Source organism: Streptomyces sp. NPDC051921 (assembly GCF_040680975.1).
GTDB lineage: Bacteria > Actinomycetota > Actinomycetes > Streptomycetales > Streptomycetaceae > Streptomyces.
Window position 1 is genome coordinate 341,835 of the sequence record NZ_JBFAXU010000004.1, and the last position, 25,425, is coordinate 367,259.

Genomic DNA, 25,425 nt, shown 5'->3' on the forward strand with positions numbered 1-25,425 from the left:
TTTCGAGGGCGGCGCGCCCCCCGCGCCCGCTCCGCACCGAGGAGAAGAACCACTGGGCAAGCGACAGCCCGAAGGCCCGCCGCCCGCACCGGCGGTGCAGCGCATCCGACTGCGCTACACCAAGCGCGGCCGCCTCCGGTTCACCAGCCACCGTGACTTCCAGCGCGCTTTCGAGCGCGCGCTGCGCCGTGCCGAGGTGCCCATGGCGTACTCGGCCGGGTTCACCCCGCACCCCAAGGTGTCGTACGCCAACGCCGCCCCGACGGGTACGGGCTCCGAGGCCGAATACCTGGAGATCGCCCTCACCGAGACCCGCGATCCCGAGACCCTGCGGGGCCTGCTCGACGAGTCCATGCCGAGCGGTCTCGACATCGTCGACGCCGTCGAGGTCCGGACCTCCGGCCTCGCCGACCGGCTCACCGCCTCCGTGTGGGAGCTGCGGCTCGACGGTGTGGACATCGAGGAGGCGCAGAAGGCCGTCGACGCGTTTCTCGCGGCCGAGACCGTGGAAGTACAGCGCAAGACCAAGAACGGTCTGCGCACCTTCGACACCCGCGGTGCCGTAGTGGAGCTGACCGCGGCCCCCGCCCAGGGCGATCCCCAGGGTGATAGGCCGCTCGACAGCGCCTGTGCGATACTGCGGCTGGTTGTTCGGCACGTGACACCTGCCGTGCGACCCGACGACGTCCTGTCCGGTCTCCGAGCTGTGGCCGACCTGGCGCCGCCGGTCCCCGCTGCGGTGACCAGGCTGGCGCAGGGGCTCTTCGACGAGGAGTCCGGCACGGTGACCGACCCGCTCGCGCCCGACCGCGAGGCAGTCAAGGCCGCTCCACCCACGGCCGCCGCGACCGCCTCAGCGACGGCGCCGGGTGCGGGTACCGCGTAGGGAGCGGTCGTTGTAGCGCCGCCCTGGTACTCGGGAGCCACCTGGGTCGGGCAGCGCACCCACCAGGAGACTTTCGCCAGGCCGTACGCACAGGGCGTACGGAACCGGCGAGCCAGACATAGAGCTCCCGTGTGGCGCCCGCGCCCCGGACGGCGGCACCGCGCTTCCCGCGCGTCCGTGCCGCCGGACCGGACGCGGCGCCCGGGAGCGTGACGGGAGAACCGCCCGCATGCTCGAACAGCACGAAGAGAACGAGAACAACGCGCCCGGTGACAAGCTGCCGCCGCGTCGTCGTCGCCGTGCCGCCTCCCGGCCCGCCGGTCCGCCGGTGACCGCCGAGGTAGGTGCCGACACCGCCGAGGTCGTGGAGGCCGTCGCGGCCCCCGCCGCCGAGGCCGCGCCCGCCGAGGAGCCGGCGCCCGCGCGTCCGCGCCGCCGTGCCACCCGCAAGGCCACCGCCCCCGCCGCCGCGCCCGCCGAGGCCGTGGAGACTCCCGAGGCCGCTCCGGTCGCCGAGGAGGCGCCCGCCGCCGAGGAGGCCGCCCCGGCCCGTCGTACCCGCCGCCGCGCGACCCGCGCCGCCGCGGCCCCCGAGGCCGAGGCCCCGGCCGCCGAGGCCGCCCCCGTCGCGGAGCCCGCCCCGGTGGCCGAGGCCGCCGAGGAGGCGGCGCCCGCTCCCCGCACCCGCCGCCGCGCCACCCGCGCCGTGACCTCCCCGGAGCCCGTCGAGGCCCCGGCGGCCGAGGCCCCGGCCGTGGAGGCCCCGGCCGAGGAGGAGGCCGCCCCGGCCCCGCGTACCCGCCGCCGTGCCACCCGTAGGGCCAGCGCGCCCGAGGTGACCGCGGACGCCGCCGCCGAGATCGCCGCGGAGACCTCCGGCGAGTCGCTGCCCGAGGACACCGTCGAGGCGATCGCCTCGCACGCCGCGGACGTCGCCGCCGCCGAGCAGGCCGCCACCCGCGGCCGTGGCCGCCGCCGTGCCGCCTCGCCGCAGTTCACCGCCGAGCCGGCCGCCGAGGCCGAGGAGGCCCCGCGCGCCCGCCGCGCCGCGCGTCCGGCCGTCGCCGTCTTCCAGGCCCCGGTCTTCACCGAGCCCATGTTCCAGACCCCGGAGACCGCCGCGGCCATCGCCGCCGCGGAGGCCGTCGAGGAGGAGCAGGAGGAGGAGACCGCCGAGGTCGCCGAGGTCGCCGAGGTCGCCGAGCGCGTCGAGAGCGGCGCCCGCCGTCGCCGCCGCCGCCGCGGCGAGCCCGTCGCCGTCGAGCCCGTCCCGGCCACCGTCGCCGACGAGCCCGAGGTCGAGTCCACCCCCGAGGCGGAGGCCGAGGTCGAGGACGAGGGCGAGACCGACGAGACCGAGGAGTACGAGGAGCGTCCGTCCCGGCGCCGCCGCCGCGGTGGCCGTCGCCGTCGCCGCGGAGAGCTCGCCGAGGCCGAGGGTGAGGAGGCCGACGAGGCCGAGGAGCTCCACGCCGAGGAGGGCGAGGAGTCCGAGGAGGAGGAGTCCGAGGAGGCCGAGGGCTTCGGCGGCTCCAGCAGCTCCCGCCGTCGCCGTCGCCGTCGCCGCCGCAGCGGTGAGGGCGCCGCCGAGGCCGAGGGCACCGACGAGGACGGCGTCCGCACGGTCGTCAAGGTCCGCGAGCCCCGCCCGGCCCGCGAGAAGGCCGAGCCGAGCGACGAGGTGCAGTCCATCAAGGGCTCGACCCGTCTGGAGGCCAAGAAGCAGCGCCGCCGCGAGGGCCGCGAGCAGGGTCGCCGCCGCGTCCCGATCATCACCGAGGCCGAGTTCCTCGCGCGCCGCGAGGCCGTCGAGCGCGTGATGGTCGTCCGCCAGAACGGCGAGCGCACCCAGATCGGCGTCCTGGAAGACAACGTGCTCGTCGAGCACTACGTCAACAAGGAGCAGGCCACCTCCTACGTCGGCAACGTCTACCTGGGCAAGGTCCAGAACGTGCTGCCGTCCATGGAGGCCGCCTTCGTCGACATCGGCAAGGGCCGCAACGCCGTCCTGTACGCCGGCGAGGTCAACTTCGAGGCGCTCGGCATGGGCAACGGCCCGCGCCGCATCGAGGCCGCCCTCAAGTCCGGCCAGTCGGTCCTGGTGCAGGTCACCAAGGACCCGATCGGCCACAAGGGCGCCCGTCTCACCAGCCAGGTCTCCCTGCCGGGCCGCTACCTCGTGTACGTGCCCGAGGGCTCGATGACCGGCATCAGCCGCAAGCTCCCCGACACCGAGCGTGCGCGTCTGAAGACCATCCTCAAGAAGATCGTCCCCGAGGACGCGGGCGTCATCGTGCGCACCGCCGCCGAGGGCGCGAGCGAGGACGAGCTGCGCCGTGACGTCGAGCGACTGCAGGCGCAGTGGGAGGAGATCCAGAAGAAGGCGAAGAACGGCAACGCTCCGACCCTCCTCTACGGTGAGCCGGACATGACCGTCCGGGTCGTCCGCGACATCTTCAACGAGGACTTCTCCAAGGTCATCGTCAGCGGCGACGACGCGTGGGAGACCATCCACGGCTACGTCTCGCACGTGGCGCCCGACCTGGCCGACCGCCTGTCGAAGTGGACCAGCGAGGTCGACGTCTTCGCCACGTACCGCATCGACGAGCAGCTGATGAAGGCGCTGGACCGCAAGGTGTGGCTGCCGTCCGGCGGCTCGCTGGTGATCGACAAGACCGAGGCGATGGTCGTCGTCGACGTCAACACCGGCAAGTTCACCGGCCAGGGCGGCAACCTGGAGGAGACCGTCACCAGGAACAACCTGGAGGCGGCCGAGGAGATCGTCCGGCAGCTGCGCCTGCGCGACCTGGGCGGCATCGTCGTCATCGACTTCATCGACATGGTCCTGGAGTCCAACCGCGACCTGGTGCTGCGCCGCCTCCTGGAGTGCCTGGGCCGCGACCGCACCAAGCACCAGGTGGCCGAGGTCACCTCGCTCGGCCTGGTCCAGATGACCCGCAAGCGGGTCGGCCAGGGCCTCCTGGAGTCCTTCTCGGAGACCTGCGTCCACTGCAACGGCCGCGGCGTCATCGTCCACATGGAGCAGCCCGCCACCCACGGTGGCGGTGGCGGCGGCAAGCGCTCGAAGAAGCGCGGCCGCGGCGGCGCCGAGCACGTCCACGAGCACGAGCACGAGGCCGTCGAGACCCTGGCCGAGGCGGAGGCCCCGGCCGAGGCCGAGGTCGAGACCGCCGCCGAGGTCGCGGCGGAGCTCGCCGCCCCCGTGGCCCTGCCGGAGCCGATCGGCGCGGACGAGGAGCTGTACGGCAGCGTCGCCGAGGCCGAGGCCGCCGCCTCGCGCGGTGGCCGTGGCCGCCGCCGGGCCACCCGCCGGGTGTCGGCGCCCGCCGCCTCGCCGGTCGTGACCGAGACGGAGACCTTCGAGGTCGTCGTCCCGGAGCCGAAGCCCAAGGCCGAGCCGGCCCCGGTCGCGGAGCCCGTGGCCGAGCCGGTCGCGGAGCCGGCACCGGCGCCGGTGGCCGAGGAGGCCGCCCCCGCGCCGCGTACCCGTCGCCGTGCCACCCGCAAGGCCACGGCCCCGGTGACCGCCACCTCGGAGCCGGCCGCCGAGGCCGTCGCCGAGACGGTCGTCGAGTCGGTCGCCGTCGTGGAGTCCCCGGTCGCCGAGCCGGCTGCCGAGCCCGTCGTCGAGGAGGCCCCCGTGGCCGCCCCGCCGAAGGCCCGCCGCCGGGTGGTCCGCAAGGCCACCGCCCCGGCCGGTTCGCCGACCGGTGCCGAGGAGGCCGCCGTGGTCGTGGTGGCGTCCGCCGCCCCGGCCGAGCCGGTGGCGTCCGCGGAGCCGGCGGAGTCCGCGGAGGAGGCCGCCGAGGCCCCCGCCCCGGCCAAGAAGACGGCTCGCAAGACCGCCAAGAAGGCCACGGCGAAGAAGGCCGCCACCAAGAAGACGGCGGCGGTCAAGAAGACCGCGGCGAAGAAGACCACGACGGCGAAGAAGGCCGCCAAGAAGACCGCCGCTCCCGCGCAGGACTGACCCAGTCCCCTGACGCGACCCGTGTGGACCGTCCTTCCGCCGAGGACGGTCCACACGGCATTCACCCCGGATCGGAACCAGGAACCAGCCCGATGAACAACACCCCCGCTCCCCGCGTGCGCAAGGCCGTCATCCCCGCCGCCGGTCTCGGCACGCGCTTCCTTCCCGCCACGAAGGCGACGCCGAAGGAGATGCTGCCCGTCGTCGACAAGCCGGCGATCCAGTACGTCGTGGAGGAGGCGGTTTCGGCAGGGCTCGAGGACGTCCTGATGATCACGGGCCGGAACAAGCGTCCGCTCGAGGACCACTTCGACCGGAACTACGAGCTGGAGGAGGCGCTCACCCGCAAGGGCGACGACGAGCGCCTCGCCCGGGTGCAGGAGTCCAGCGAGCTGGCGACCATGCACTACGTGCGCCAGGGCGACCCGCGCGGCCTCGGCCACGCCGTGCTGTGCGCGCAGCCGCACGTCGGCGACGAGCCCTTCGCGGTGCTGCTCGGCGACGACCTGATCGACCCGCGCGACCCGCTGCTCGCCCGCATGCTGGAGGTCCTCGGCGAGCACGGCGGCAGCGTCGTGGCGCTGATGGAGGTCGACCCCGCGCAGATCCACCTGTACGGCTGCGCGGCCGTCGAGCCGGCCGACGACGCCGACGTCGTGCGGATCACCGGCCTGGTCGAGAAGCCGGAGCCGTCCGAGGCGCCCAGCAACTACGCGATCATCGGCCGCTACGTCCTGGACCCGGCCGTCTTCGGCGTCCTGAACGAGACCGAGCCGGGTCGCGGCGGCGAGATCCAGCTCACCGACGCCCTCCAGAAGATGGCGGCGGACGACCGGCTCGGCGGCCCCGTGCACGGTGTCGTCTTCAAGGGCCGCCGCTACGACACGGGCGACCGCGGCGACTACCTGCGGGCCATCGTGCGCCTCGCCTGCGAGCGCGAGGACCTCGGACCGGACTTCCGCGCCTGGCTCAAGGGCTTCGTCGCCGAGACCGCCGAGATTTGACCCCTTACGGGCGCCGCCCGTAACCTAGACCGTCGGCGTGTCGACTGACATGCCGCACCTCTGAGCACCTCCCTCCCGGTCCGCCGGGAGAGGCCGCTCGTCCGATCCGGATCGCCGCAGGCCCCCTGGGCCCGCGTGTGGGCGGCTGGCGTCAGAGGTCCCCATTACCGAGTGAGAGAGAGATCCGCGTGTACGCCATCGTGCGCAGCGGTGGTCGCCAGCACAAGGTTGCTGTCGGCGACATCGTTGAGGTTGACAAGATTTCCACCGCCAAGGCTGGCGACACGGTCGAGCTCTCGACCCTGCTCGTCGTCGACGGCGACGCCGTGACCAGCGACCCGTGGGTCCTGGCGGGCATCAAGGTGCTGGCCGAGGTCGTGGACCACACCAAGGGCGCGAAGATCGACATCCTGCGCTACAAGAACAAGACCGGCTACCGCCGTCGCCAGGGTCACCGTCAGCAGTACACGGCGATCAAGGTCACGTCCATCCCGACGGCCGCGAAGTAAAGAGGGACTGAGCAATGGCACACAAGAAGGGCGCATCGTCCACCCGGAACGGTCGCGACTCCAACGCCCAGCGGCTCGGCGTGAAGCGCTTCGGCGGTCAGGTCGTCAACGCGGGTGAGATCCTGGTCCGCCAGCGCGGCACCCACTTCCACCCGGGCTCGGGTGTCGGTCGCGGTGGCGACGACACGCTGTTCGCCCTGCAGGCCGGTTCGGTGCAGTTCGGCACCTTCCGTGGCCGCAAGGTCGTGAACATCGTTCCGGTCGCCTGATCGGAACAGCTTGGCGGAGGCGGACCTCACTTCCCGATCAGGGAAGCGGGTCCGCCTTTCGCGTGTTACTAGATAGACATTCCGTACGAAGCTGACTGCTGGAGGCACAGAACCATGACCACCTTCGTGGACCGCGTCGAGCTGCACGTCGCCGCGGGTAACGGAGGCCACGGCTGCGCCTCCGTTCACCGGGAGAAGTTCAAGCCGCTGGGCGGCCCCGACGGCGGCAACGGCGGCCGTGGCGGTGACGTGATCCTGGTCGTCGACCAGTCGGTCACCACCCTCCTCGAGTACCACCACTCCCCGCACCGCAAGGCCACCAACGGCAAGCCCGGCGAGGGCGGGAACCGCGCCGGCAAGGACGGCCAGGACCTGGTCCTGAGCGTGCCCGACGGCACCGTCGTCCTGGACAAGCAGGGCAACGTCCTCGCGGACCTCGTCGGCCACGGCACGACGTACGTCGCCGCCGAGGGCGGTCGCGGCGGCCTCGGCAACGCGGCGCTGTCCTCCGCCCGCCGCAAGGCGCCCGGCTTCGCGCTGCTCGGTGAGCCCGGCGACCTCCAGGACATCGTCCTGGAGCTCAAGACCGTCGCCGACGTGGCGCTCGTCGGCTACCCGAGCGCCGGCAAGTCCTCGCTGATCTCCGTCCTCTCGGCGGCCAAGCCGAAGATCGCGGACTACCCCTTCACGACGCTCGTCCCGAACCTCGGCGTGGTCACGGCCGGCTCGACCGTCTACACCATCGCCGACGTCCCCGGCCTGATCCCCGGCGCCAGCCAGGGCCGCGGCCTGGGCCTGGAGTTCCTGCGCCACGTCGAGCGCTGCTCGGTCCTGGTGCACGTCCTCGACACCGCGACGCTGGAATCCGACCGCGACCCGGTCAGCGACCTCGACGTCATCGAGGAGGAGCTGAAGCAGTACGGCGGCCTCGACGACCGCCCGCGCATCGTCGTCCTCAACAAGATCGACATCCCGGACGGCCAGGACCTCGCGGACATGATCCGCCCGGACCTGGAGGAGCGCGGCTACCGCGTCTTCGAGGCCTCCGCGGTCGCCCGCACGGGTCTGAAGGAGCTGTCCTTCGCCCTCGCCGACATCGTCGCGAAGGCGCGTGCCGCCAAGCCCAAGGAGGAGGCGACCCGCATCGTCATCCGCCCGAAGGCGGTCGACGACGCCGGCTTCACCGTCACCTACGACGAGCACGAGGACGTGTACCGCGTCCGCGGCGAGAAGCCCGAACGCTGGGTCCGCCAGACCGACTTCAACAACGACGAGGCCGTCGGCTACCTGGCCGACCGCCTCAACCGCCTCGGCGTCGAGGACGAACTGATGAAGGCCGGCGCCCGCGCCGGCGACGGCGTGGCCATCGGCTCGGACGAGAACTCCGTCGTCTTCGACTGGGAGCCCTCGATGATGTCCGGCGCCGAGATGCTCGGCCGCCGCGGCGAGGACCACCGGTTCGACGCGCCGCGTCCGGCCACGCAGCGTCGTCGTGACCGTCAGGCGGAGCGTGACGACGCGCAGCGTGAGTTCGACGAGTTCGAGGCCTTCTAGGCCCGGTTCGTCGCCTGAGCGTGGGGCCCCTGTCGGATGTTAGTCCGGCGGGGGCCGCTCGGTTTTCCGGCGCCCGAAGCCTGTGAGGCCCCGTGGGCCGAGCGGTGCGAGGGTGGCGGTGGGGGCTTCAGCCCACCGGTTCGGGTGGCGAGCGGGAACAGGAAAGGGGCCCGCCTCCTCGTTCGAGGAGGCGGGCCCCTTTCGTGGCGCGTCAGAAGGTCAGCCGACCGGTTCCGGTTCGGGTTCCGGATCCGGGTCCGACGTGGGCTTCGTGGACTGCTTCGGCTCGGGCTTCGGCTCCGCCGGCTCGGGGCGCTTGGTGAAGCGGGGCTTCGCGCCGATCAGCGGGAGACACATGATGCCGATGAACATCGGGGCGAACATGTACCGGGCCAGCGGGGCCGGGTTCGCGGCGACGACCGTCAGCTGGAGGGCCAGCGGGATCGACAGCAGGGCCACCGGCGCCCACGTGCGGTGCTTCCGGGAGAACGCCAGGACGATCGCGTACGCCGCGTAGCACCAGATCGCGCCGCGGAAGAGGATCCACTGCAGCTGCGGGGTCTTGCTGGCCTGCCACACGAAGTACGCCGCGTGGTTCAGCTTGTAGGACAGCGGGCGGATCTTCATGATCGGGCGGTACGGGCTGTCCCGGACCTCCTCGTTCCACTCCGCCCAGCCGAACAGGTTGTGCGGCACGGCCGGCGGGCTGATGAGCGTGTGGCCCATCTGGTCCACCGGACCCGGGAACGGCGACCACGCGATGTGGGAGCGGCACAGCCGCGCCCCGATCATCTTGTCCGGCGTGCGGTCCAGGACCCGGAACCACAGGTCGAGCAGCTGGTCGTTGTACTTGGCCGCCTTCTTGCGGTTCATCGGCTTCTGCATCGCCCAGTCGGCGTTGTAGCAGTTGGCTGCCCGCCCGCTCCAGTGGTCCAGCGGCGCGATCTTCGCCATCAGCGCCTTGTCCTTCTTGGTGAAGGTCTGCGGCGCCTGCCCGTACACCACCGCGATGTCCGCGTAGTTCATCGCGTACACCTGGTCCTTGGTCGGCGTCTTCACGCCGAGGCCCGGGTAGACCACCGTGTTCAGGACCGCCGCGATCAGCACCGGCACGACCGTCGCGAACAGCAGCCAGCGACGCATCTTCGGCAGCGTGAGCAGCAGCACCGGGACGGCGATGACCGCGACCAGCAGGCCGTTGTTGCGGAAGATGCCCATGCACAGGAAGCCGAGGAACAGCATCGCGATCTCGTTGCGGAAGGCCTTGTCCCGGACCTGGGACTCGCCCCGCAGCCGGCGCGCGGCCAGCCGGCCCGCCGCGCCGAAGGCGACGACCGCGCCGATCGCGAACGGCACGTCCTTCCACACGAAGATCACGAACGTGCCGATCGACGGCAGCAGCGCGCACGCCACGGCCGCGGCGAACAGCCACTTGCCCTTGATCCCGAACATCCGCAGCGTCACGGCCACGTACGCGAGCGCCGCCGCCATCGCCACGGACTGCAGGAACGTCAGCACCGCCAGGTCCCCGGTGATCTGGATGGACAGCCAGACCAGGGCGTCGTAGGCCACCGAGTGGTTCGACATCCAGTGGCCGGTGGTGACGTGCCACACGTACGAGATCGAGTCGTAGCTCATCCCGCCCGGGTAGAACGCCGCCCACCAGACCAGGTAGATCAGCTGTGTCGCGGCGTACACGGCCAGCGGCAGGCGCCGCCGGACGGGGATCCGCTCCATTATCCGGTTCATCCGGTTCACGAAGGGGATGGAAGACGTGGTCAACGCTGCTCCGCGGGCTGCTCGGTGGACGGGCGTTCGGGGTGGGCGAGCTCCAGCATCCGGCGGATCACCCGCTCGGAGGCGTGGCCGTCGTCGAGGTCGCAGAACACGTCGCGGAACTCGCGGTACGCGTCGGTGTATCCGGCGCTGATCCGGTCGATGTCGCTCAGCGCCTCGATGAGTTCGTCCGACGTCTGCAGCAGCGGACCGGGGGCCCGCTTCTCGAAGTCGAAGTAGAAGCCGCGGAGCTGGTCGCGGTAGTACTCGAGGTCGTACGTGAAGAAGAGCATCGGGCGGCCGGTGTTCGCGAAGTCGAACATCAGCGACGAGTAGTCGGTGACCAGCACGTCGGTGATGAGGAACAGCTCCGCGATGTCCGGGTAGCTGGACACGTCGAAGACGAAGCCGTCACCGGCGCCGGGCACGGCGTCCACGATGTTGGAGTGCTTGCGGACGAGGAGGACGTGGTCCTCGCCGAGCCGCTCGGCCGCCTTCTGGATGTCCAGGCGGAGATCGAACTTGTAGTTGCCCGCCTGGTAGAACTGGTCGTCCCGCCAGGTCGGCGCGTACAGCACGACCTTCTTGCCCTCGGGCAGCCCGATCCGCTCCCGGACCGTGCGCGCCAGGTCCTCCGTCTTGGCGGACAGCAGTACGTCGTTGCGCGGGTAGCCGGACTCCAGGATCTCCCCGTCGTACTGGAACGCGCGCTTCATGATCGGGGTCGAGAAGCGGTTCGGGGAGACGAGGAAGCTCCAGCTGGGGGTCTCCTCGGCCACCTTCTGCAGGTACTTGCGGTCCGCGAACTGCACGCTGTCGATGTCGTGGCCGATCCGCTTGAGCGGGGTGCCGTGCCAGGTCTGCACGATGACCTGGCCCTCACGGCGCCGGATCCAGAACGGCAGGTGCGTGTTGCTCACGATGAAGCGGCTGTTGCCCAGCGCCTCGTACCACTCGCGGCTCCAGCGGCGGATGACCCGGACGCCCTCGGGGATCTCGGCGCGGCGGTCCTCCACGACCCAGACGTGCTCCAGGTCGGAGCCCTGCCGCACCAGCTCCTCGTAGACGGCGCGTGGCGAGTCCGAGTACTGGCGGCCGGAGAACGACGCGTACAGGACGGTGTCCTTCAGCGGCGAGGTCCGGGCCTTCTGGTACACGGTGGTGCGCATCTCGCGCTGGCGGAACCAGCCGACGTCCTCGGTGTCCAGGTCGGGCGCGGCGTCGACGAGCAGCCGGTCGTAGAAGCGGTGGGTCAGCGCGTACTCGCGGCCGCGCACCGTGAACTCGACCGGCAGGGTGCCGAGGGCCGAGGGGACGGCCCGGACGGGCACCTCGACGCGGCTGTCGACGGTCCGCACGAACAGGTACCAGCGGCCCTGGCGCAGCGGCACCTTGGTGAGGCCGCCGGGCACCGGCAGGAAGTCGGCGCGGAAGGCGCCGTCCTCGACGGTGACCGGGTGGGTGTGCTCCTCGGCGTGCCGGCTGTGGCGCAGGACGAGCTCCAGCGGCTCGGCGGCCTCGTCGGAGGTCACCGGAACGGCGCCGGTGAGGACGATCCGGCCCTCGGCGCTGACGGTGGCGTCCGCGACCATGGGCTGCACCGGCTGGGTGCGCAGCACGAGCCGGCCCACGCCGTCGTTGGTGACGGCGACGGTACGGGTGCCCCACGCGGCGGTGTCCCCGCCGGCGAGCGGGTACTGGCGGCCCAGGTCGCCCTCGCGGTCGTCCACGGCCACGGCGTGCTTCTTCTTGCCGAGCAGCAGCTCGGCGGCCCACTTGTCGGTGACCTCCGGGTCCTCCGAGTCGCGGCCGTCGACGTCCAGGTCGGCGAGCGGCACCCGGACGGTGAACGTCTCGCCCTGTCGGGTGACGGGGAGGTCCATCTTGGCGCCGGAGGTGCCGTGGGTGAGGCGGATCACCGGCTTGGCGTCCGCCGCCGCGGCCTCGTGACCGAGGACACCGGACAGCTCCAGGGCGCCGTCGACCAGCTGGTGGCCGGTCAGCTTGGCGCGGACCCGGTCGACCCGCACGTACAGGTGGGCGTCGGCGACGAACGGGACGACCCGCACGTCCTTCTCGACCCAGTGCTGGGCCGGGCTCTCGGCGCTGCCGCTCTCTCCGGCCTTCAGCCGGGTGCGACGCACCACGCCCTCCTGCACGGTGGCGACGGTCAGCCGCCAGACGGCGTCGCGCCAGCCGCCCCGGCCCTTCAGCTTGGCCGGGTTGAGGTCGAGCGAGAAACCGGACCAGTCGTAGTTGTGCAGGGACTGGCCGGAGGTCTGGGTGGCCTTCGGCGCCTTGGTGCGGCTGGGCCGGACCAGGACGGTGCGCCGGCTGCCGTTCTCCCGCAGCATGAGCACGCGCAGCGAGGGCTTCGGCTTGGGGGCGGCCAGGTTGCGGATGTAGGCGTGGCCGTCGAGGTGCAGTCGGCCGCCGCGCCAGACGACCTCCTCGACGCGGGCGCGGGCGGAGAACTCGGAGCCGACCCGCAGCACGTCACGGGGCACGCCCTTGTCCTTGTCGAGCACCGGGTAGTCGGCGAAGTGCCGCAGGCCCTGGCGGGTGACCGGGATCGCCCGGCCGGTCTCGCGCTCGTACGCGATGAGCTCCAGGAGCTCGTCGAGCCGGCCCTGGGTGATCAGGTGGCACTTGAGCCGCAGCGACACGTCGACGCGGGCGAGGACCTTGGGGTCGACCCGGCCGAGGAAGTCGGCGGCACCCTGCAGGAACAGTTGGCGGAATTCGTCACCGGCCTCGTCGAGCACGCCCATGAAGAGCGGCAGCTCGTCGCTGATGAAGATCTGGTCGTACCAGCGCTTGTGCTCCGCGTACGCCTCGCCCGGCTGGGAGGCGAGGAACCGGCTCACGGAGTCGCACGACCTTATGCGGTCGCGGACGTTGACCGGCTCGGTCCGGCGCTGGGTGATCGAGGGGGCGCCGCCGGTCCGCTGCCGCCACAGGTAGACGGGCTCGGCGAGCACGTCCACGCTCTTGGCCTGGAAGTGGGCCGGGAGGGTCACCGGGGCGTCCTCGTAGAGGATGCCGGGGAACTCGAAGGCGTGCTTGTCCCAGAAGGAGCGCCGGAAGACCTTGTTCCACGCGGTGCGGTCGTAGACGAGCTGCTTGTCGCGGGTGATGTGGGTCTTGTCGCGGTCCTTGCCGAGGCGCTTCTGGTGCAGCGGCGAGGGCAGGATCTCGCCCGCCTTGAGCAGGTTCACGTTGCCGCTGGCGAAGTCGGAGCCGGTCGCGTCGAGCTTGGCGACGAACCGCTCGTACGTCTCGGGCAGCACGATGTCGTCGCTGTCGACGAACGCGAGGTACTCGGTGCCGTCCGCGAGGTGCGCGACACCGGTGTTACGGGCGGGACCCAGCCCCTGGTTCTCCTGCGCGACGACGCGGAACCGCTTGTCCTTCTCGGCCCACGCGTGAGCGATCGCGAGGCTGCCGTCCGTGGAGCCGTCGTCGACGACGACCGCCTCCCAGTCGGTGAACGTCTGGTCGGCGATGGACTGCAGGCACTCGTCGAGAAAGAGCTCCACGTTGTAAACGGGAACGACTACTGACAGGCGGGGAGGCATTGGGTACTGCGCCTTTCCTCAAGGTGTTCGTTCGTGACGGCGACGTACGGCTCGCCGGACACGGTAGCTCTAGCCGCGGGTGCGAGGGGTCGGGCGCTCCGGGGGGAGTGCCACCGGCGGTACATTCTCCTCGTTCAGGAAGACCCGTCGTACCACGCGCTCGGCGGCGAAACCGTCGTCGAACTCACAGAAACGCCTCCGGAACTCGGTCCGCAGCTTCGCGGAGTCGGCGTCGGACCAGCGTCCGGAGAGGAAGACGTCCAGCAGCGCGGGCTCGGTTTCCACGACGTGGCCCGGGGACTCGACGTGGATGTCGAAGTAGGTGCCGCGGGTCGCGCGGTAGACCTCCCAGTCGTTGGCGAAGATCACCACCGGCCGGTCGAGCAGGGCGTAGTCGAACATCAGCGACGAGTAGTCGGTGAGCAGGCAGTCGGCCGCCAGGAACAGCTCCTCGACCGAGGGGTGCCGGCTCACGTCGACGATGCCGGAGCCCGCCTTCGGGCCGGTGCCACCCGGGTTCTCCAGGTGGAAGTAGTGGGCCCGGGACAGGACGGTGAAGCCCTCGCCGAGCTCGGCCGCCAGGTGCTCCAGGTCGAGCAGCGGCTGCGGCACGCTCTGGTAGTCGCGGTGGGTGGGTGCGTACAGGACGACCGTGCTGTCGGCGGCCAGGCCCAGCTTCTCGCGGGCCGCGCGCCGGTCCTCCTCGGTCGCCTTCACCAGCACGTCGTTGCGCGGGTAACCGTAGTCGAGCGAGCGGTACTCGGCCGGGTAGGCGCGGTCCCAGACGGCGGTGGTGAAGCTGTTGGAGGAGACGCTGTAGTCCCAGCGGTCCACGCGCTCCATCAGCGACTTCATGTCGAGCTCGCCCTGGGCGATGGGGAACTCGGTCAGGTCGACGCCCATCCGCTTCAGCGGGGTGCCGTGGTGGGTCTGCACGTGGATCTGGCCGGGGCGCTTGACCACCCGGGTGGGGAAGTTCACGTTGTTGACGAAGTACTTCCCGCGGGCCATCGCGCGCCAGAACCCGAAGGAGCCGGGGTGCACGACGTTCGTGCCGGGCGGCGGGGTGTTGCGCGAGCCGGGCTTGAGGACCCAGGTGGTCTTCACCTTCGGCGCCAGTTCGAGCAGCTTCTGGTGGACCGCGGCCGGGTTGCAGGCGTAGTCGGTGTTCCAGTACGCGGCGAAGACCGCCGTGTCGTTCTGCACCGGCAGCATCCGCTGGGCCCGGTAGTAGCCGGCCAGGACCGCGGTGCGCAGCGGCTTGCGCAGCTTGCGCGGGGCCGCCTTGGCGCGCCGGGCCGCACGGTAGGCGCGCCGGGCGGCGCCGCGCAGCGGGGCGGGCAGCTTGTTGACGGCCTTGCGGGAGGAGGCGCCGCCGGCGGCCCGCGGGCTGGTGTGCCCGGCGGGACGGAGCCGCGCCTCGTACCGGAGGTACGTGGCGTGGAACTCCGCACGGGCCTCGTCGGGGAGGCGGCCGGGGGAGTTCTCGACCACCCGGAAGTGGGTGATCATGCGGTCGAAGAGCGGGGCGCGCCAGCGGTCGAACTCGGGGTGCGCGTCGAGGAACGCGAAGACCTTGTCGTACTGGTCGAACACGTCGAAGTGCTTGCGGCTGGTGCTGTGCAGGATGCTGCCCTGGCGGCGCTGGCGGTAGTGCACGCAGATCCGGGGCAGCACCGCGATCGACTCGGCGGCGACCAGCACCGGGTAGGTCCAGGGGGTGTCCTCGTAGTAGCCGACCGGGTACTCGAAGCCCCAGCGGTCGAGGAAGTCGCGGCGGTACGCCTTGTTCCAGGCGACCTGGAGCAGGTCGAGCAGCTGCGGGTTGTCCGCGAGGCCGACGGCGCCGCGCGGGCTGTCGGCGAGCACCTTCGCCTTGGCGTTGGGGGCGATCCGGCCGTCCCAGTGGGTCCGCGCGTAGTCGAAGACCAGCAGCTCGGGGTCGCCGGTCTCGGCGAGCCGCTGCGCGACGGCCGCCAGCGAGCCGGGCAGCAGGGTGTCGTCACTGTCGAGGAACAGCAGGTAGGTGCCCTTGGCCCGGGCCATGCCGACGTTCCGGGCGCGGCCCAGGCCGACGTTCTCGGCGAGCTGCACCGCCACGACCCGCGGGTCCGCCGCCGCGTACTCGTCCATGATGACGCCGCAGGCGTCCGGCGAGGCGTCGTTGACCGCGATGACCTCGAAGTCCCGGAAGGACTGGCTCAGGACGGAGTCGAGGCAGTCCCGCAGGTACGCCTCGACGCCGTAGGCCGGAACGATGATGCTGAACCGGGGAGCGGCCGCGTCGTCGGACGGCCGTTCTGCTGCTTGAGTGGGAGTCATGAGGCGTGGCTTCCGGACGGACGAGGGGCGGACGAGGTGCGGCGGGACGGGGTGTCCCGCGGGCGGCGTTCGGACAGAGTTCCGCGGGGCGGCGGGAGTGCTCCCGCCGCCCCGCGGGGACGGTCATCGCGCGTTGGTCAGGGCGTACCCCAGCAGACTGCGCACGGCGGCCGACTGGCGATGGCGCAAGGCCCCCGGGACCATCGTCAGCGCGTGCAGCCGCATCGACAGATGACGGCGGGCGGCGCGGGCGGCCTTCGGCCAGCCGTGCCCGTCGAGCTCGTCGGCCACCTCGTTGAAGAAGCGGACGGCCTCGCCGAAGCGGGCGCCGGACACGGCCTCGGAGGAGGACAGGCTGCCCGAGTGGCGCCGGTAGCGGAAGGCGGTGGCGGGCTCGACCACGAGCTTCTCGCCGCGCCGGATCAGCTCGATGATCAGCGCCAGGTCCTGGATGACCGACAGGTCCTCCCGGAAGCTGACCGCCTTGACGGCGTCGGCGCGCCACACGATCGACGGGAAGTAGAGCCAGTTGCCGCCGAGCAGGTTCGCGGCGAGCGGCTCGCCCGAGAGCACCAGCCGTCGGCCGGTGTTCTTCGGGGCGTACAGGCGCTTCTTGACCTCGTCGCCCAGCGTCGTGGAGGTGTTGCCGTGCTCGTCGATGACCTCGACGCCCGGCTGGTAGATCGCCGCGTCGGGCACGGCCGCGACGGCGGCGCGCATCGTCTCGACGTAGGTCGGCAGCAGCAGGTCGTCGCTGCCGAGCATGGTGAAGTGGGTGGACTCCACCAGGTCGACGCACTTGCGGAAGTTCCGGGTGATGCCCAGGTTCTGCTCGTTGCGCTGGTACCGGACCCGGTCGTCGCCCAGCGAGGCGAACCACCCGGGGACCTCCGGCTCCCTGCCGTCGTCGACGACGGTCAGGCGCCAGTCCTTGTCGGTCTGGTCGAGCACACTGCGCACCGCGGCCTGCATCAGGGCGGTGTCGCCGTAGTGCGGCAGCATGATGTCGAGCGTGCCGAGGCCCTCCGTGCCGTGCACCGCCGTCACTTGCCCTTCCCCTTGGGGCCGAGGGCGGAGCGGCGGCTGAGCGCGAGCAGCAGGATCATGCCGATCCGGCCCAGGTAGAGCGTGGCCTTCCAGGGGGACTGGCTGGGCGTGCCGGTGGCACGCGGGCGCATCGCGACGGGCACCTGCTCGACGCGGTAGCCGGCCCGTACGACGGCGATCGTGGATTCCACGGTGTCGCCCAGGTACTCCACCGGGTACCAGTGCGCGAACACGTCGATCAGGTCGCGGTTGGAGGCGCGGAAACCGGAGGTGACGTCGGTCAGCTTGGTCTTGGCCATCCGCGACAGCCAGAACGCGAGCACCTTCATGGCCCACTTGCGGGGGCCGCGGGTCTCGTAGTCGCCGGTGCCCGCGAAGCGCGCGCCCATGACGAGGTCGGCACCGGTGTTGAGGTGCTCCAGGAGCTCGGGCACGTTGCGCGGGTCGTGCTGGCCGTCGGCGTCGACCTGGATGGCGACGTCGTAGCCGCGGTCGTGCGCGTAGCGGTAGCCGGCGCGCATGGCGCCGCCCACGCCGAGGTTGTACGGGAGGGTCATCACGGTCGCGCCCGCACCGCGCGCCACGGCGCTGGTGTCGTCGGCCGAGCCGTCGTCCACGACGAGGACGTCGACGCCCGGCAGCGTGGTGTGGACCTCCTTGATGACGTCGGCGACGCCCTCGGCCTCGTTCCACGCGGGCATGATGATGAGTACGCGCTTGCCGTCGATCACTTGCGGCCCCCCTGCGCGGCCCCGTCGTTCTGTTCCGCGAGCTGCCCGCGGAGTTCCTGTACGTCGATGCGGAGCAGTGCCACTTCCTCCGAAAGGGTGCGCCCCTCCTCTTCCAGGTGACCCACCTCCCAGCTGAGCTGGAGGCAGACGATGAAGAGGAACGCCACGCTGAGGAAGAGGATCAGGCTGACGCCCGAGGCCACGCCCACCGCGCGGGCGACCGAGTCGAGACCGGTGGGGAAGAAGCCGAGCGGGATGATCACCAGTCCGGTGAGCACCCACAGGAAGGCGTACTTCTCCTTGAGCTTGCGGCGACGCAGCAGCTCGATGATGCACGCGACGAGAAAGACTCCGGTGACCGAAGTCAGCATCCACAACTTCACGCGCGGCTCCGGTCTATCGGGCGACTCATGGAAAGGGCCTGTCTACTTCCGAAGTGGGGGTGAAAAGGCGCCGTAAGGCTGCAGCCCACTGTCCGTCTGGGGGGTCACGGAGAGTGAGGGAATGGTGATCATTCCTATGAGTGGACCGAACGGTAGCCTACACGAGAGCGAAGAACGAGAGTCATCACGACGACGACCGCCAGCGACCCCACGGCATAGGCGACCTCGACCCTGGTGCGCAGCTCCAGCGGACTCAGCGTGACCGCCAGGAGAACGCCCGTTCCCACGATCCAGGCCAGCAGCTGCTGCCGCGCGGCGCCACTCGTGAGAAGTGCCTGGCCGAGCACCATGGCCAGCATGTACAGGGTCGTGCCGAGCGCCAGCCACATGAAGTCCACCGGCCCCAGCACGTCCGGCGAACCGAACAGCACCGGCAGCAGCAGGGGACCCAGCGCGACCGCGCCGACGCCGAACGCCGCGCCCAGACCCGCGGTGATCCCACTGGCCCGCAGCAGCAACCGTCGGTAGCCACGGCCGTCGCCCTCGGCCTGCGCCGTCGACAGCCCCGCGAGCAGCGAGGCCTGGAAGGCGCCGAACGCGAACAGCGGCACCCGGGCCAGGACCAGCGCCGAGAGCAGCGCGGCCACCAGGGCACTGTCGTCCGTCGCGATCAGCTTGGTGCTGATCACCGCGATGTTCACCAGCACCTGCGCGAGCAGCGTCGAACCGACGAGCAGGCCCAGGTGCTCGATGAGCTCCCGCCACTGCGCCGTCGAACCCGGCCGCGCCCCGCGCAGCACCGGCGGAAGCGTGACGAGCACCGAGATCAGCGGCGCCACGGTCATGATCGCCGCGAACACGAACGCGGACGTCACCCCGGCGAGCGCCAGGGCCACCGAGAGCACGATCCGCAGCAGGCCGTCGAGGCCCAGCTGCAGCCCGTACGCCTCGAAGCGGCCGAGCCCGGCCAGTATGCCGCGGGTGACGTGTGCGCAGGCCAGCGCCGCGAAGGCGCCGCCGAGCGCCAGGACCAGGCTGCGGTCGCCGTGGAAGAAGAGGTCGGCGATCGGCCCCGCGAACACCGCGAGCGGCAGCAGCACCGCCGTGAGCAGTCCGAAGGAGAGCGCCGCCCCGCGCCGCAGCACGGGCAGGGCGCCGTCCCCGGCCACCACGCGGGCGGCCACCACACGGGTGACCTCCTGCTCGACAGGGAAGAACAGGCCGAGCCCGATGGAGGCGACGACCGTCCACAGGACGGAGAAGCTCGCCATGTCGTCGACGGACAGCGAATGGCCGGCCGCCGCGAGATGCACGTAGTTGGCCCCGCCGAGCAGCGCGGTGCCGATGCCGACGAAGGCGGTGCCGCGCGGCAGGGCCGTGGTGATGCGGTCGAGCAGGGTCACGCGCCGGACCGTCCGCCCGGAGTCATGGCCCGCAGCGCCTCGGTGAGCTGGTCGCGCCAGTGCGGCTGCGGGGCCACGCCCGCCTCCGCCCAGCGCTCGTGCGCGAGCACGCTGTAGGAGGGCCGGCGCGCGGGGCGCACGAACTTCTCCGACGTGGTCGGCCGCACCCGCTCCGGGTCCAGGCCGGTCAGCTCGAAGGCCGCCCGCGCCAGGTCGAACCAGGTCGCCGTCTCCGACGCGGTGCCGTGGTAGACACCCGCCGGGGCCTTGCCCGCGACGGCCGCCTCGCCCAGGTCCCGCAGCTGGCGGGCCAGGGCGCGGGTCCAGGTCGGCTGGCCGCGCTGGTCGTCGACCACGTCGACGGTCTCGCGCTGCTCGGCCAGGCCCAGCATCGTCGACACGAAGTTCCGGCCGTGCGCGCCGTACAGCCAGGCCGTGCGCACGACGTAGCCGCGCTCGGGCAGCAGCTCGGCCACCGCCCGCTCGCCGGCCAGCTTGCTGCGGCCGTAGGCGTTCACCGGAGAGGTCGGGGCGTCGTGCCGGTACGGCTCGGTGGCGTCGCCCGGGAAGACGTAGTCCGTGGAGACCTGCAGCAGCACGGCGCCGCTGTCCGCGCAGGCCGCGGCGAGGACCCGCGGTCCCTCGCCGTTGATCCGGGTGGCCGCGGCCTCCTCGGTCTCGGCGCCGTCGACGTCGGTCCAGGCGGCCGCGTTGACGACCACGTCATGGTCCGCCACGGCGGCGCGCACGGCCGCGGCGTCGGTGATGTCCAGATCGGCGCGGGTCAGCGCGGTGACGTGCGCGCCGGCCTCGGCCAGGACCTCGGCGAGGTCACGGCCGAGCATCCCGGCGGCACCGGTGATCAGCCAGCGGGTGGGGGCGTCGGCGCTCATCAGGCCAGTGCCGCCTTCGCCTTCAGCGGCTCCCACCAGGAGCGGTTGTCGCGGTACCACTGGACGGTGGAGGCGAGGCCCTGCTCGAAGGTGACCTGCGGCGTGTAGCCGAGCTCGTCCTGGATCTTGGCGATCGACAGGGAGTAACGCAGGTCGTGGCCCTTGCGGTCCTCGACGTGCTCGACCATGTCCCAGCCGGCGCCGCAGGCGTCGAGGAGCATGCCGGTGAGCTCCTTGTTGGTGACCTCGGTGCCGCCGCCGATGTGGTAGACCTCACCGGCGCGGCCGCCGCGCAGCACCATCTCGATGCCCCGGCAGTGGTCCGAGACGTGCAGCCAGTCGCGGATGTTCAGGCCCTCGCCGTACAGCGGCACCTTCTTCCCGTCCAGCAGGTTCGTGGTGAACAGCGGGATCATCTTCTCGGGGAAGTGGTACTGCCCGTAGTTGTTGGAGCAGCGGGTCACGACGACGTCCATGCCGTGCGTGCGGTGGTACGACAGGGCCAGCAGGTCCGAGCCGGCCTTGGAGGCCGAGTACGGGGAGTTCGGCGCGAGCGGCCAGTCCTCGGTCCACGAGCCCTCGGAGATCGAGCCGTAGACCTCGTCCGTGGAGACGTGCACGAAGCGGCCGACGCCGTGCCGCTTGGCGGCGTCGAGCAGGACCTGGGTGCCCAGCACGTTCGTGGTGACGAACGGCGAGGAGTCCAGGATCGACCGGTCCACGTGGGACTCGGCGGCGAAGTGCACGACCGCGTCCTGGCCGCGCATCGCGTCGTCGACCGTCGCGTAGTCGCGGATGTCGCCGTGGACGAACGTGTAGCCGGGCTTGTCCGCCACCGGGGCGAGATTGGCCTCGTTGCCCGAATAGGTGAGGTTGTCCAGGACGGTGACCTGGGCGCCCTCGCCGGAGGGCAGCTCTCCGGAGAGCAGTGCCCGTACGAACTGTGAACCGATGAACCCGGCGCCGCCGGTGACGAGAATCCTCATAAGGGCCACCATTCTATGGGCTCGGCTTCCGCCACCAGTTCGCCGGCCGTTCCGTGGCCGTTCTCACGGTCGCCCCCCACGCGTGATGGTGAGCGGCCCCGCGGCGCTGCCGTAGGCTGCGTGCCCATGCGTGGAATTTTGCTCGCCGGTGGTACCGGCTCCCGACTGTGGCCGATCACCCGAGCCGTGTCGAAGCAGCTGATGCCGGTCTTCGACAAGCCGATGATCTATTACCCCCTGTCGACCCTCGTGATGGCGGGGATCAAGGAGATTCTGATCATCACCGGGCCGGAGGAGCGCCCGCAGTTCGAACGCCTTCTGGGCGACGGGTCCGATCTCGGGCTGGACATCCAGTTCGCGACCCAGGAGCACCCCAACGGAATTGCCGAGGCATTCGTCATCGGTGAGGAATTCATCGGGGACGAGCCCGTCGCCCTGATCCTCGGCGACAACATCTTCCACGGCGTCGGCCTCGGCCGTCAGCTGGCGAAGTACCGGCAGCCCGAGGGCGGCGTGGTCTTCGCCCACGCCGTCTCCGACCCCACCGCCTACGGTGTCGTCGACTTCGACGAGAACGGCGTCGCCCGCTCCATCGAGGAGAAGCCACAGAACCCCAAGTCCCGCTACGCGGTGCCGGGTCTCTACTTCTACGACAGCCGGGTCGTCGAGATCGCCAAGGGCCTCAAGCCCAGCGGCCGCGGCGAGCTGGAGATCACCGACGTCAACAAGCACTACCTCGACCGCGGTGAGCTCCAGGTCTCGGTCCTCGACCGCGGCACCGTCTGGCTCGACACCGGCACCTTCCAGTCGCTGGTCCAGGCCTCCGAGTACGTCCGCGTGGTCGAGGAGCGCCAGGGCATGAAGATCGGCTGCCTGGAGGAGGCCGCCTGGCGCGCCGGCTTCATCGACGACGAGCGGCTGCGCGCCCTCGCCGAGCCGCTGACCAAGAGCGGCTACGGGAACTACCTGCTCGACCTGCTCGCGTACGAAGCCGACCAGGCCTGACGGCCTTCAGAGAGGACCGGACCGTTTCCATGAAGGTCAACCCGCTTGGCATCGAGGGTGCCTGGGAGTTCGTCCCGCAGCAGCACGGGGACGCCCGCGGCCTCTTCCTCGAGTGGTACAAGGCCGACGTGCTCGCCGAGGCCGTCGGTCACCCGCTCGGTCTGAAGCAGGGCAACCTCTCCGTCTCCGCCGCCGGGGTCGTGCGCGGCATCCACTTCGCCGACGTGCCGCCCGGCCAGGCGAAGTACGTGACCTGTGTGCGCGGCGCGGTGCTCGACATCATCGTCGACGTCCGGGTCGGCTCGCCGACCTTCGGCCGCTGGGAGGCCGTGCGCCTCGACGACCAGGACCGCAAGGCCGTCTACCTCTCCGAGGGCCTCGGCCACGGCTTCTGCGCGCTCACCGACGACGCGACCGTCACCTACCTCTGCTCCGAGGGGTACGCGCCGCAGCGCGAGCGCACGATCCACCCGCTGGACCCGGCCATCGGCATCGAGTGGCCGGTCGACGGCGAGCCCGAGCTGTCCGCCAAGGACGCCCAGGGCCCGACCCTGGAGCAGGCCCGCGACGCCGGCATCCTGCCGGTGTACGAGGAGTGCCTCGCGTTCCGGGCCTCGCTCGCCGAGCGCGGCTGAACCCCCTGTCCGCGGCGCCGGCCCGGCGGTCCCCTCCGGGGAGGACCGCCGGGCCGCCGCTGTTTTCACCCCTTCGCGTTAGGCTGCCCGAATGACGTGGCTCATCACCGGCGGCGCCGGCTACATCGGTTCCCATGTCGTCAAGTCCATGGCCGAGGCCGGTGAGCGGGTGGTCGTCCTGGACGACCTCTCCACCGGCGACCCGGCCAGGATCCCGGCGGGCGTACCGCTGGAGCGCGGCAGCGTCCTCGACCGCCCCTTCCTCGACCGGGTGCTGCGCGCGCACGGGGTCCGCGGGATCGTCCACCTCGCCGCGAAGAAGGCCGTCGGCGAATCCGTCGAGCGCCCGCTCCTCTACTACCGCGAGAACGTCAGCGGCCTCCACGTACTGCTCGAAGCGGCCGCCGAGGCGGACGTCCGGAGCTTCCTGTTCTCCTCCTCCGCCTCCGTGTACGGGATGCCCGACACCGAGCTCGTCACCGAGGACACCCCCTGCGCCCCGCTCAGCCCGTACGGCGAGACGAAGGTCACGGGCGAGTGGATGGTGCGCTCCGTCGGCCGTGCCTACGGCATGGCCACCGCCTGCCTCCGCTACTTCAACGTGGCCGGCACCGCCGAGCCGGCCCTCGCCGACACCGGCGTCTTCAACCTCGTCCCGATGGTCTTCCACCGCCTCGACGCCGGCGAGCCGCCGCTGATCTTCGGCGACGACTACCCGACCCCCGACGGCACCTGCGTCCGCGACTACATCCACGTCGCCGACCTCGCCGACGCCCACCTGGCCACCGCGCGCCGGCTCACCGAGTCCGCCGCGGCGGGGGAGTTCCGTGACCTCACCCTCAACATCGGCCGCGGCGAGGGCGTTTCGGTGCGGGAGGTGATCGACCTGGTCCGCGAGGTCACCGGCCGCGACGTCGCGCCCGAGGTCGTCGCCCGGCGTCCCGGCGACCCGGCCCAGGTCGTCGCGTCCGCCGAGCGGATCTCCGCGGAGCTGGGCTGGAAGGCCCGCCACGACGTGCGCTCCATGATCGCCTCGGCCTGGGCGGCGCACACCGGAGCCGCCGTCCAGCCGGTGGAATAGGCGGGCGGCGCCCGACACGGCTCGCGTAGATTGCCTGCCGAGCGAGAGCACGAGCATGACGGCGAGGACGACGCAGGTGACAGTGGCCAGGCAGTACGTGACGGAAGCCCGCAGGATCGTCGTGAAGGTCGGGTCGTCCTCGCTGACCACCGCCTCCGGCGGCCTCGACGCCGACCGCGTCGACGCCCTCGTGGACGCCCTCGCCAAGGTCCGCAGCGGCGGTGAGAAGGAGATCGTCCTGGTCTCCTCCGGCGCCATCGCCGCGGGCCTCGCGCCGCTCGGCCTCACCCGCCGCCCCAAGGACCTCGCCCGGCAGCAGGCCGCCGCCAGCGTCGGCCAGGGCCTGCTCGTCGCCCGCTACACGGCCTCCTTCGCACGCTACGGGGTCCGCGTCGGCCAGGTCCTGCTCACCACGGACGACACCAGCCGCCGCGCCCACTACCGCAACGCCTACCGCACCCTCGACCAACTGCTCGCCATGGGCGCGCTGCCGGTCGTCAACGAGAACGACACCGTCGCCACGGACGAGATCCGCTTCGGCGACAACGACCGGCTCGCCGCCCTCGTCGCCCACCTCGTCCGCGCCGACCTGCTGGTCCTGCTGTCCGACGTGGACGGGCTCTACGACGGCGACCCGTCGAAGCCCGGCACCTCGCGCATCGCGGAGGTCACCGGCCCCGCCGACATCGCCCACGTCGAGATCGGCTCCGCCGGCAAGGCCGGCGTCGGCACCGGCGGCATGGTCACCAAGGTCGAGGCGGCCCGGATCGCGGCCGCGGCCGGCATCCCCGTCGTCCTCACCTCCGCCGTCCGCGCCACCGACGCCCTCTCCGGGCGGGACACCGGCACGTACTTCCACCGCACCGGCCGCCGCTCCGCCGACCGGCTGCTCTGGCTCGCCCACGCCTCCACCCCGCAGGGTGCGCTCACCCTCGACGACGGGGCGGTGCGGGCCGTGGTCGAGGGCAAGAAGTCGCTGCTCGCGGCCGGAATCGCCGCCGTCGAGGGCGAGTTCACCGCCGGCGACCCGGTGGAGCTGCGGGACACCGCCGGCCGCGCCGTCGCCCGCGGCCTCGTCAACTTCGACGCCAAGGAGATCCCCCAGCTGCTCGGCCGCTCCACCCACGAACTCGCCCGGGAGCTCGGCCCCGAGTACGAGCGCGAGGTCGTGCACCGTGACGACCTCGTCGTGATGTGAACCGAAACGGCTGAAACTCTGGTCATCCGGTAGGGACCTTTACCAAAACCGCCCCATGCGCCGCCCCGGGCTGGTCAACTTTGTCTCGGGGACAACGAAGAGGGCGGGGACGACAGCACGCGCAGCACAGCAGCAGCACGCAGCAGCACGCAGCACAGGCATCACACAGGAGGC

Annotated in this window: 19 protein-coding genes; 10 read left to right on the top strand and 9 right to left on the bottom strand. The window is 71.6% G+C overall.

Annotated features, from left to right (window positions below):
- Positions 1-94 precede the first annotated feature (94 nt).
- From AB0M16_RS08160 to obgE, 6 genes are all read left to right on the top strand, one after another.
- On the top strand, positions 95-886 hold the full coding sequence (locus tag AB0M16_RS08160) for a TIGR03936 family radical SAM-associated protein (protein ID WP_365340076.1): 792 nt from the start codon (positions 95-97) through the stop codon (positions 884-886).
- A 229-nt stretch (positions 887-1,115) separates the two neighbouring features.
- Positions 1,116-4,877, top strand: coding sequence for an Rne/Rng family ribonuclease (locus tag AB0M16_RS08165; RefSeq protein ID WP_365340078.1), 3,762 nt, complete (start codon positions 1,116-1,118; stop codon positions 4,875-4,877).
- Between the two features lie 92 nt (positions 4,878-4,969).
- Entirely contained in the window at positions 4,970-5,881 is a 912-nt protein-coding gene (gene galU / locus AB0M16_RS08170) for a UTP--glucose-1-phosphate uridylyltransferase GalU (RefSeq protein ID WP_365340080.1), read from the top strand.
- Positions 5,882-6,069: 188 nt separating this feature from the next.
- On the top strand, positions 6,070-6,390 hold the full coding sequence (gene rplU / locus AB0M16_RS08175; protein WP_365340082.1) for a 50S ribosomal protein L21: 321 nt from the start codon (positions 6,070-6,072) through the stop codon (positions 6,388-6,390).
- Between the two features lie 14 nt (positions 6,391-6,404).
- Complete coding sequence (gene rpmA, locus AB0M16_RS08180; RefSeq protein WP_030494090.1) at positions 6,405-6,659, top strand: 50S ribosomal protein L27; 255 nt, start codon at positions 6,405-6,407, stop codon at positions 6,657-6,659.
- A gap of 114 nt (positions 6,660-6,773) precedes the next feature.
- Positions 6,774-8,213, top strand: coding sequence for a GTPase ObgE (gene obgE, locus AB0M16_RS08185; protein ID WP_365340084.1), 1,440 nt, complete (start codon positions 6,774-6,776; stop codon positions 8,211-8,213).
- A 219-nt stretch (positions 8,214-8,432) separates the two neighbouring features.
- Here obgE and AB0M16_RS08190 read toward each other — a convergent pair whose 3' ends face one another.
- The 9 genes from AB0M16_RS08190 to rfbB form a co-directional block, all read right to left on the bottom strand.
- Positions 8,433-9,995 (bottom strand): DUF6020 family protein, encoded by a 1,563-nt coding sequence (locus AB0M16_RS08190; protein ID WP_365340086.1) that lies wholly within the window; start codon positions 9,993-9,995, stop codon positions 8,433-8,435.
- Positions 9,992-13,567 carry a CDP-glycerol glycerophosphotransferase family protein gene (locus tag AB0M16_RS08195; protein ID WP_365340088.1) on the bottom strand — a complete coding sequence of 1,192 codons (3,576 nt, stop codon included), beginning with the start codon at positions 13,565-13,567 and terminating at the stop codon, positions 9,992-9,994. The genes AB0M16_RS08190 and AB0M16_RS08195 overlap by 4 nt, the downstream gene beginning before the upstream one ends.
- A gap of 69 nt (positions 13,568-13,636) precedes the next feature.
- The gene (locus AB0M16_RS08200) at positions 13,637-15,889 is read right to left on the bottom strand and encodes a bifunctional glycosyltransferase family 2 protein/CDP-glycerol:glycerophosphate glycerophosphotransferase (RefSeq protein WP_365340090.1); all 2,253 of its coding nucleotides are present in this window, start codon (positions 15,887-15,889) and stop codon (positions 13,637-13,639) included.
- 123 nt (positions 15,890-16,012) lie between these two features.
- Positions 16,013-16,936: a glycosyltransferase gene (locus AB0M16_RS08205; protein WP_365340092.1), complete on the bottom strand. Its 924-nt coding sequence runs from the start codon at positions 16,934-16,936 to the stop codon at positions 16,013-16,015.
- A complete protein-coding gene (locus tag AB0M16_RS08210) occupies positions 16,933-17,667 on the bottom strand; it encodes a glycosyltransferase family 2 protein (RefSeq protein ID WP_365340094.1) in 735 nt (244 codons plus the stop codon). Before AB0M16_RS08210 ends, AB0M16_RS08205 begins: the two co-directional genes overlap by 4 nt.
- The gene (locus AB0M16_RS08215) at positions 17,664-18,038 is read right to left on the bottom strand and encodes a DUF2304 domain-containing protein (protein ID WP_365340096.1); all 375 of its coding nucleotides are present in this window, start codon (positions 18,036-18,038) and stop codon (positions 17,664-17,666) included. Before AB0M16_RS08215 ends, AB0M16_RS08210 begins: the two co-directional genes overlap by 4 nt.
- 146 nt (positions 18,039-18,184) lie before the next feature.
- Complete coding sequence (locus AB0M16_RS08220) at positions 18,185-19,453, bottom strand: hypothetical protein (protein ID WP_365340098.1); 1,269 nt, start codon at positions 19,451-19,453, stop codon at positions 18,185-18,187.
- The gene (gene rfbD, locus AB0M16_RS08225; protein ID WP_365340100.1) at positions 19,450-20,346 is read right to left on the bottom strand and encodes a dTDP-4-dehydrorhamnose reductase; all 897 of its coding nucleotides are present in this window, start codon (positions 20,344-20,346) and stop codon (positions 19,450-19,452) included. Before rfbD ends, AB0M16_RS08220 begins: the two co-directional genes overlap by 4 nt.
- Positions 20,346-21,332, bottom strand: a complete 987-nt coding sequence (gene rfbB / locus AB0M16_RS08230; RefSeq protein ID WP_365340102.1) for a dTDP-glucose 4,6-dehydratase — start codon at positions 21,330-21,332, stop codon at positions 20,346-20,348. Before rfbB ends, rfbD begins: the two co-directional genes overlap by 1 nt.
- Before the next feature lie 126 nt (positions 21,333-21,458).
- Here rfbB and rfbA point away from each other — a divergent pair, with 126 nt between their 5' ends.
- From rfbA to proB, 4 genes are all read left to right on the top strand, one after another.
- Positions 21,459-22,337 carry a glucose-1-phosphate thymidylyltransferase RfbA gene (gene rfbA, locus AB0M16_RS08235; protein WP_365340104.1) on the top strand — a complete coding sequence of 293 codons (879 nt, stop codon included), beginning with the start codon at positions 21,459-21,461 and terminating at the stop codon, positions 22,335-22,337.
- Between the two features lie 29 nt (positions 22,338-22,366).
- Entirely contained in the window at positions 22,367-22,972 is a 606-nt protein-coding gene (rfbC, locus tag AB0M16_RS08240) for a dTDP-4-dehydrorhamnose 3,5-epimerase (protein ID WP_365340106.1), read from the top strand.
- A 91-nt stretch (positions 22,973-23,063) separates the two neighbouring features.
- The gene (gene galE / locus AB0M16_RS08245) at positions 23,064-24,053 is read left to right on the top strand and encodes a UDP-glucose 4-epimerase GalE (protein ID WP_365340108.1); all 990 of its coding nucleotides are present in this window, start codon (positions 23,064-23,066) and stop codon (positions 24,051-24,053) included.
- A 97-nt stretch (positions 24,054-24,150) separates the two neighbouring features.
- Positions 24,151-25,251, top strand: coding sequence for a glutamate 5-kinase (gene proB / locus AB0M16_RS08250; RefSeq protein ID WP_365340249.1), 1,101 nt, complete (start codon positions 24,151-24,153; stop codon positions 25,249-25,251).
- Positions 25,252-25,425 lie beyond the last annotated feature (174 nt).

Coding starts and splice junctions, on each gene's coding strand:
- AB0M16_RS08165 (WP_365340078.1), top strand. CDS start 1,116: ATGCTCGAACAGCACGAAGAGAACGAGAACAACGCGCCCGGTGACAAG.
- galU (WP_365340080.1), top strand. CDS start 4,970: ATGAACAACACCCCCGCTCCCCGCGTGCGCAAGGCCGTCATCCCCGCC.
- rpmA (WP_030494090.1), top strand. CDS start 6,405: ATGGCACACAAGAAGGGCGCATCGTCCACCCGGAACGGTCGCGACTCC.
- obgE (WP_365340084.1), top strand. CDS start 6,774: ATGACCACCTTCGTGGACCGCGTCGAGCTGCACGTCGCCGCGGGTAAC.
- AB0M16_RS08195 (WP_365340088.1), bottom strand. CDS start 13,567: ATGCCTCCCCGCCTGTCAGTAGTCGTTCCCGTTTACAACGTGGAGCTC.
- AB0M16_RS08200 (WP_365340090.1), bottom strand. CDS start 15,889: ATGACTCCCACTCAAGCAGCAGAACGGCCGTCCGACGACGCGGCCGCT.
- AB0M16_RS08215 (WP_365340096.1), bottom strand. CDS start 18,038: ATGCTGACTTCGGTCACCGGAGTCTTTCTCGTCGCGTGCATCATCGAG.
- rfbD (WP_365340100.1), bottom strand. CDS start 20,346: ATGAGCGCCGACGCCCCCACCCGCTGGCTGATCACCGGTGCCGCCGGG.
- rfbB (WP_365340102.1), bottom strand. CDS start 21,332: ATGAGGATTCTCGTCACCGGCGGCGCCGGGTTCATCGGTTCACAGTTC.
- rfbA (WP_365340104.1), top strand. CDS start 21,459: ATGCGTGGAATTTTGCTCGCCGGTGGTACCGGCTCCCGACTGTGGCCG.
- rfbC (WP_365340106.1), top strand. CDS start 22,367: ATGAAGGTCAACCCGCTTGGCATCGAGGGTGCCTGGGAGTTCGTCCCG.
- galE (WP_365340108.1), top strand. CDS start 23,064: ATGACGTGGCTCATCACCGGCGGCGCCGGCTACATCGGTTCCCATGTC.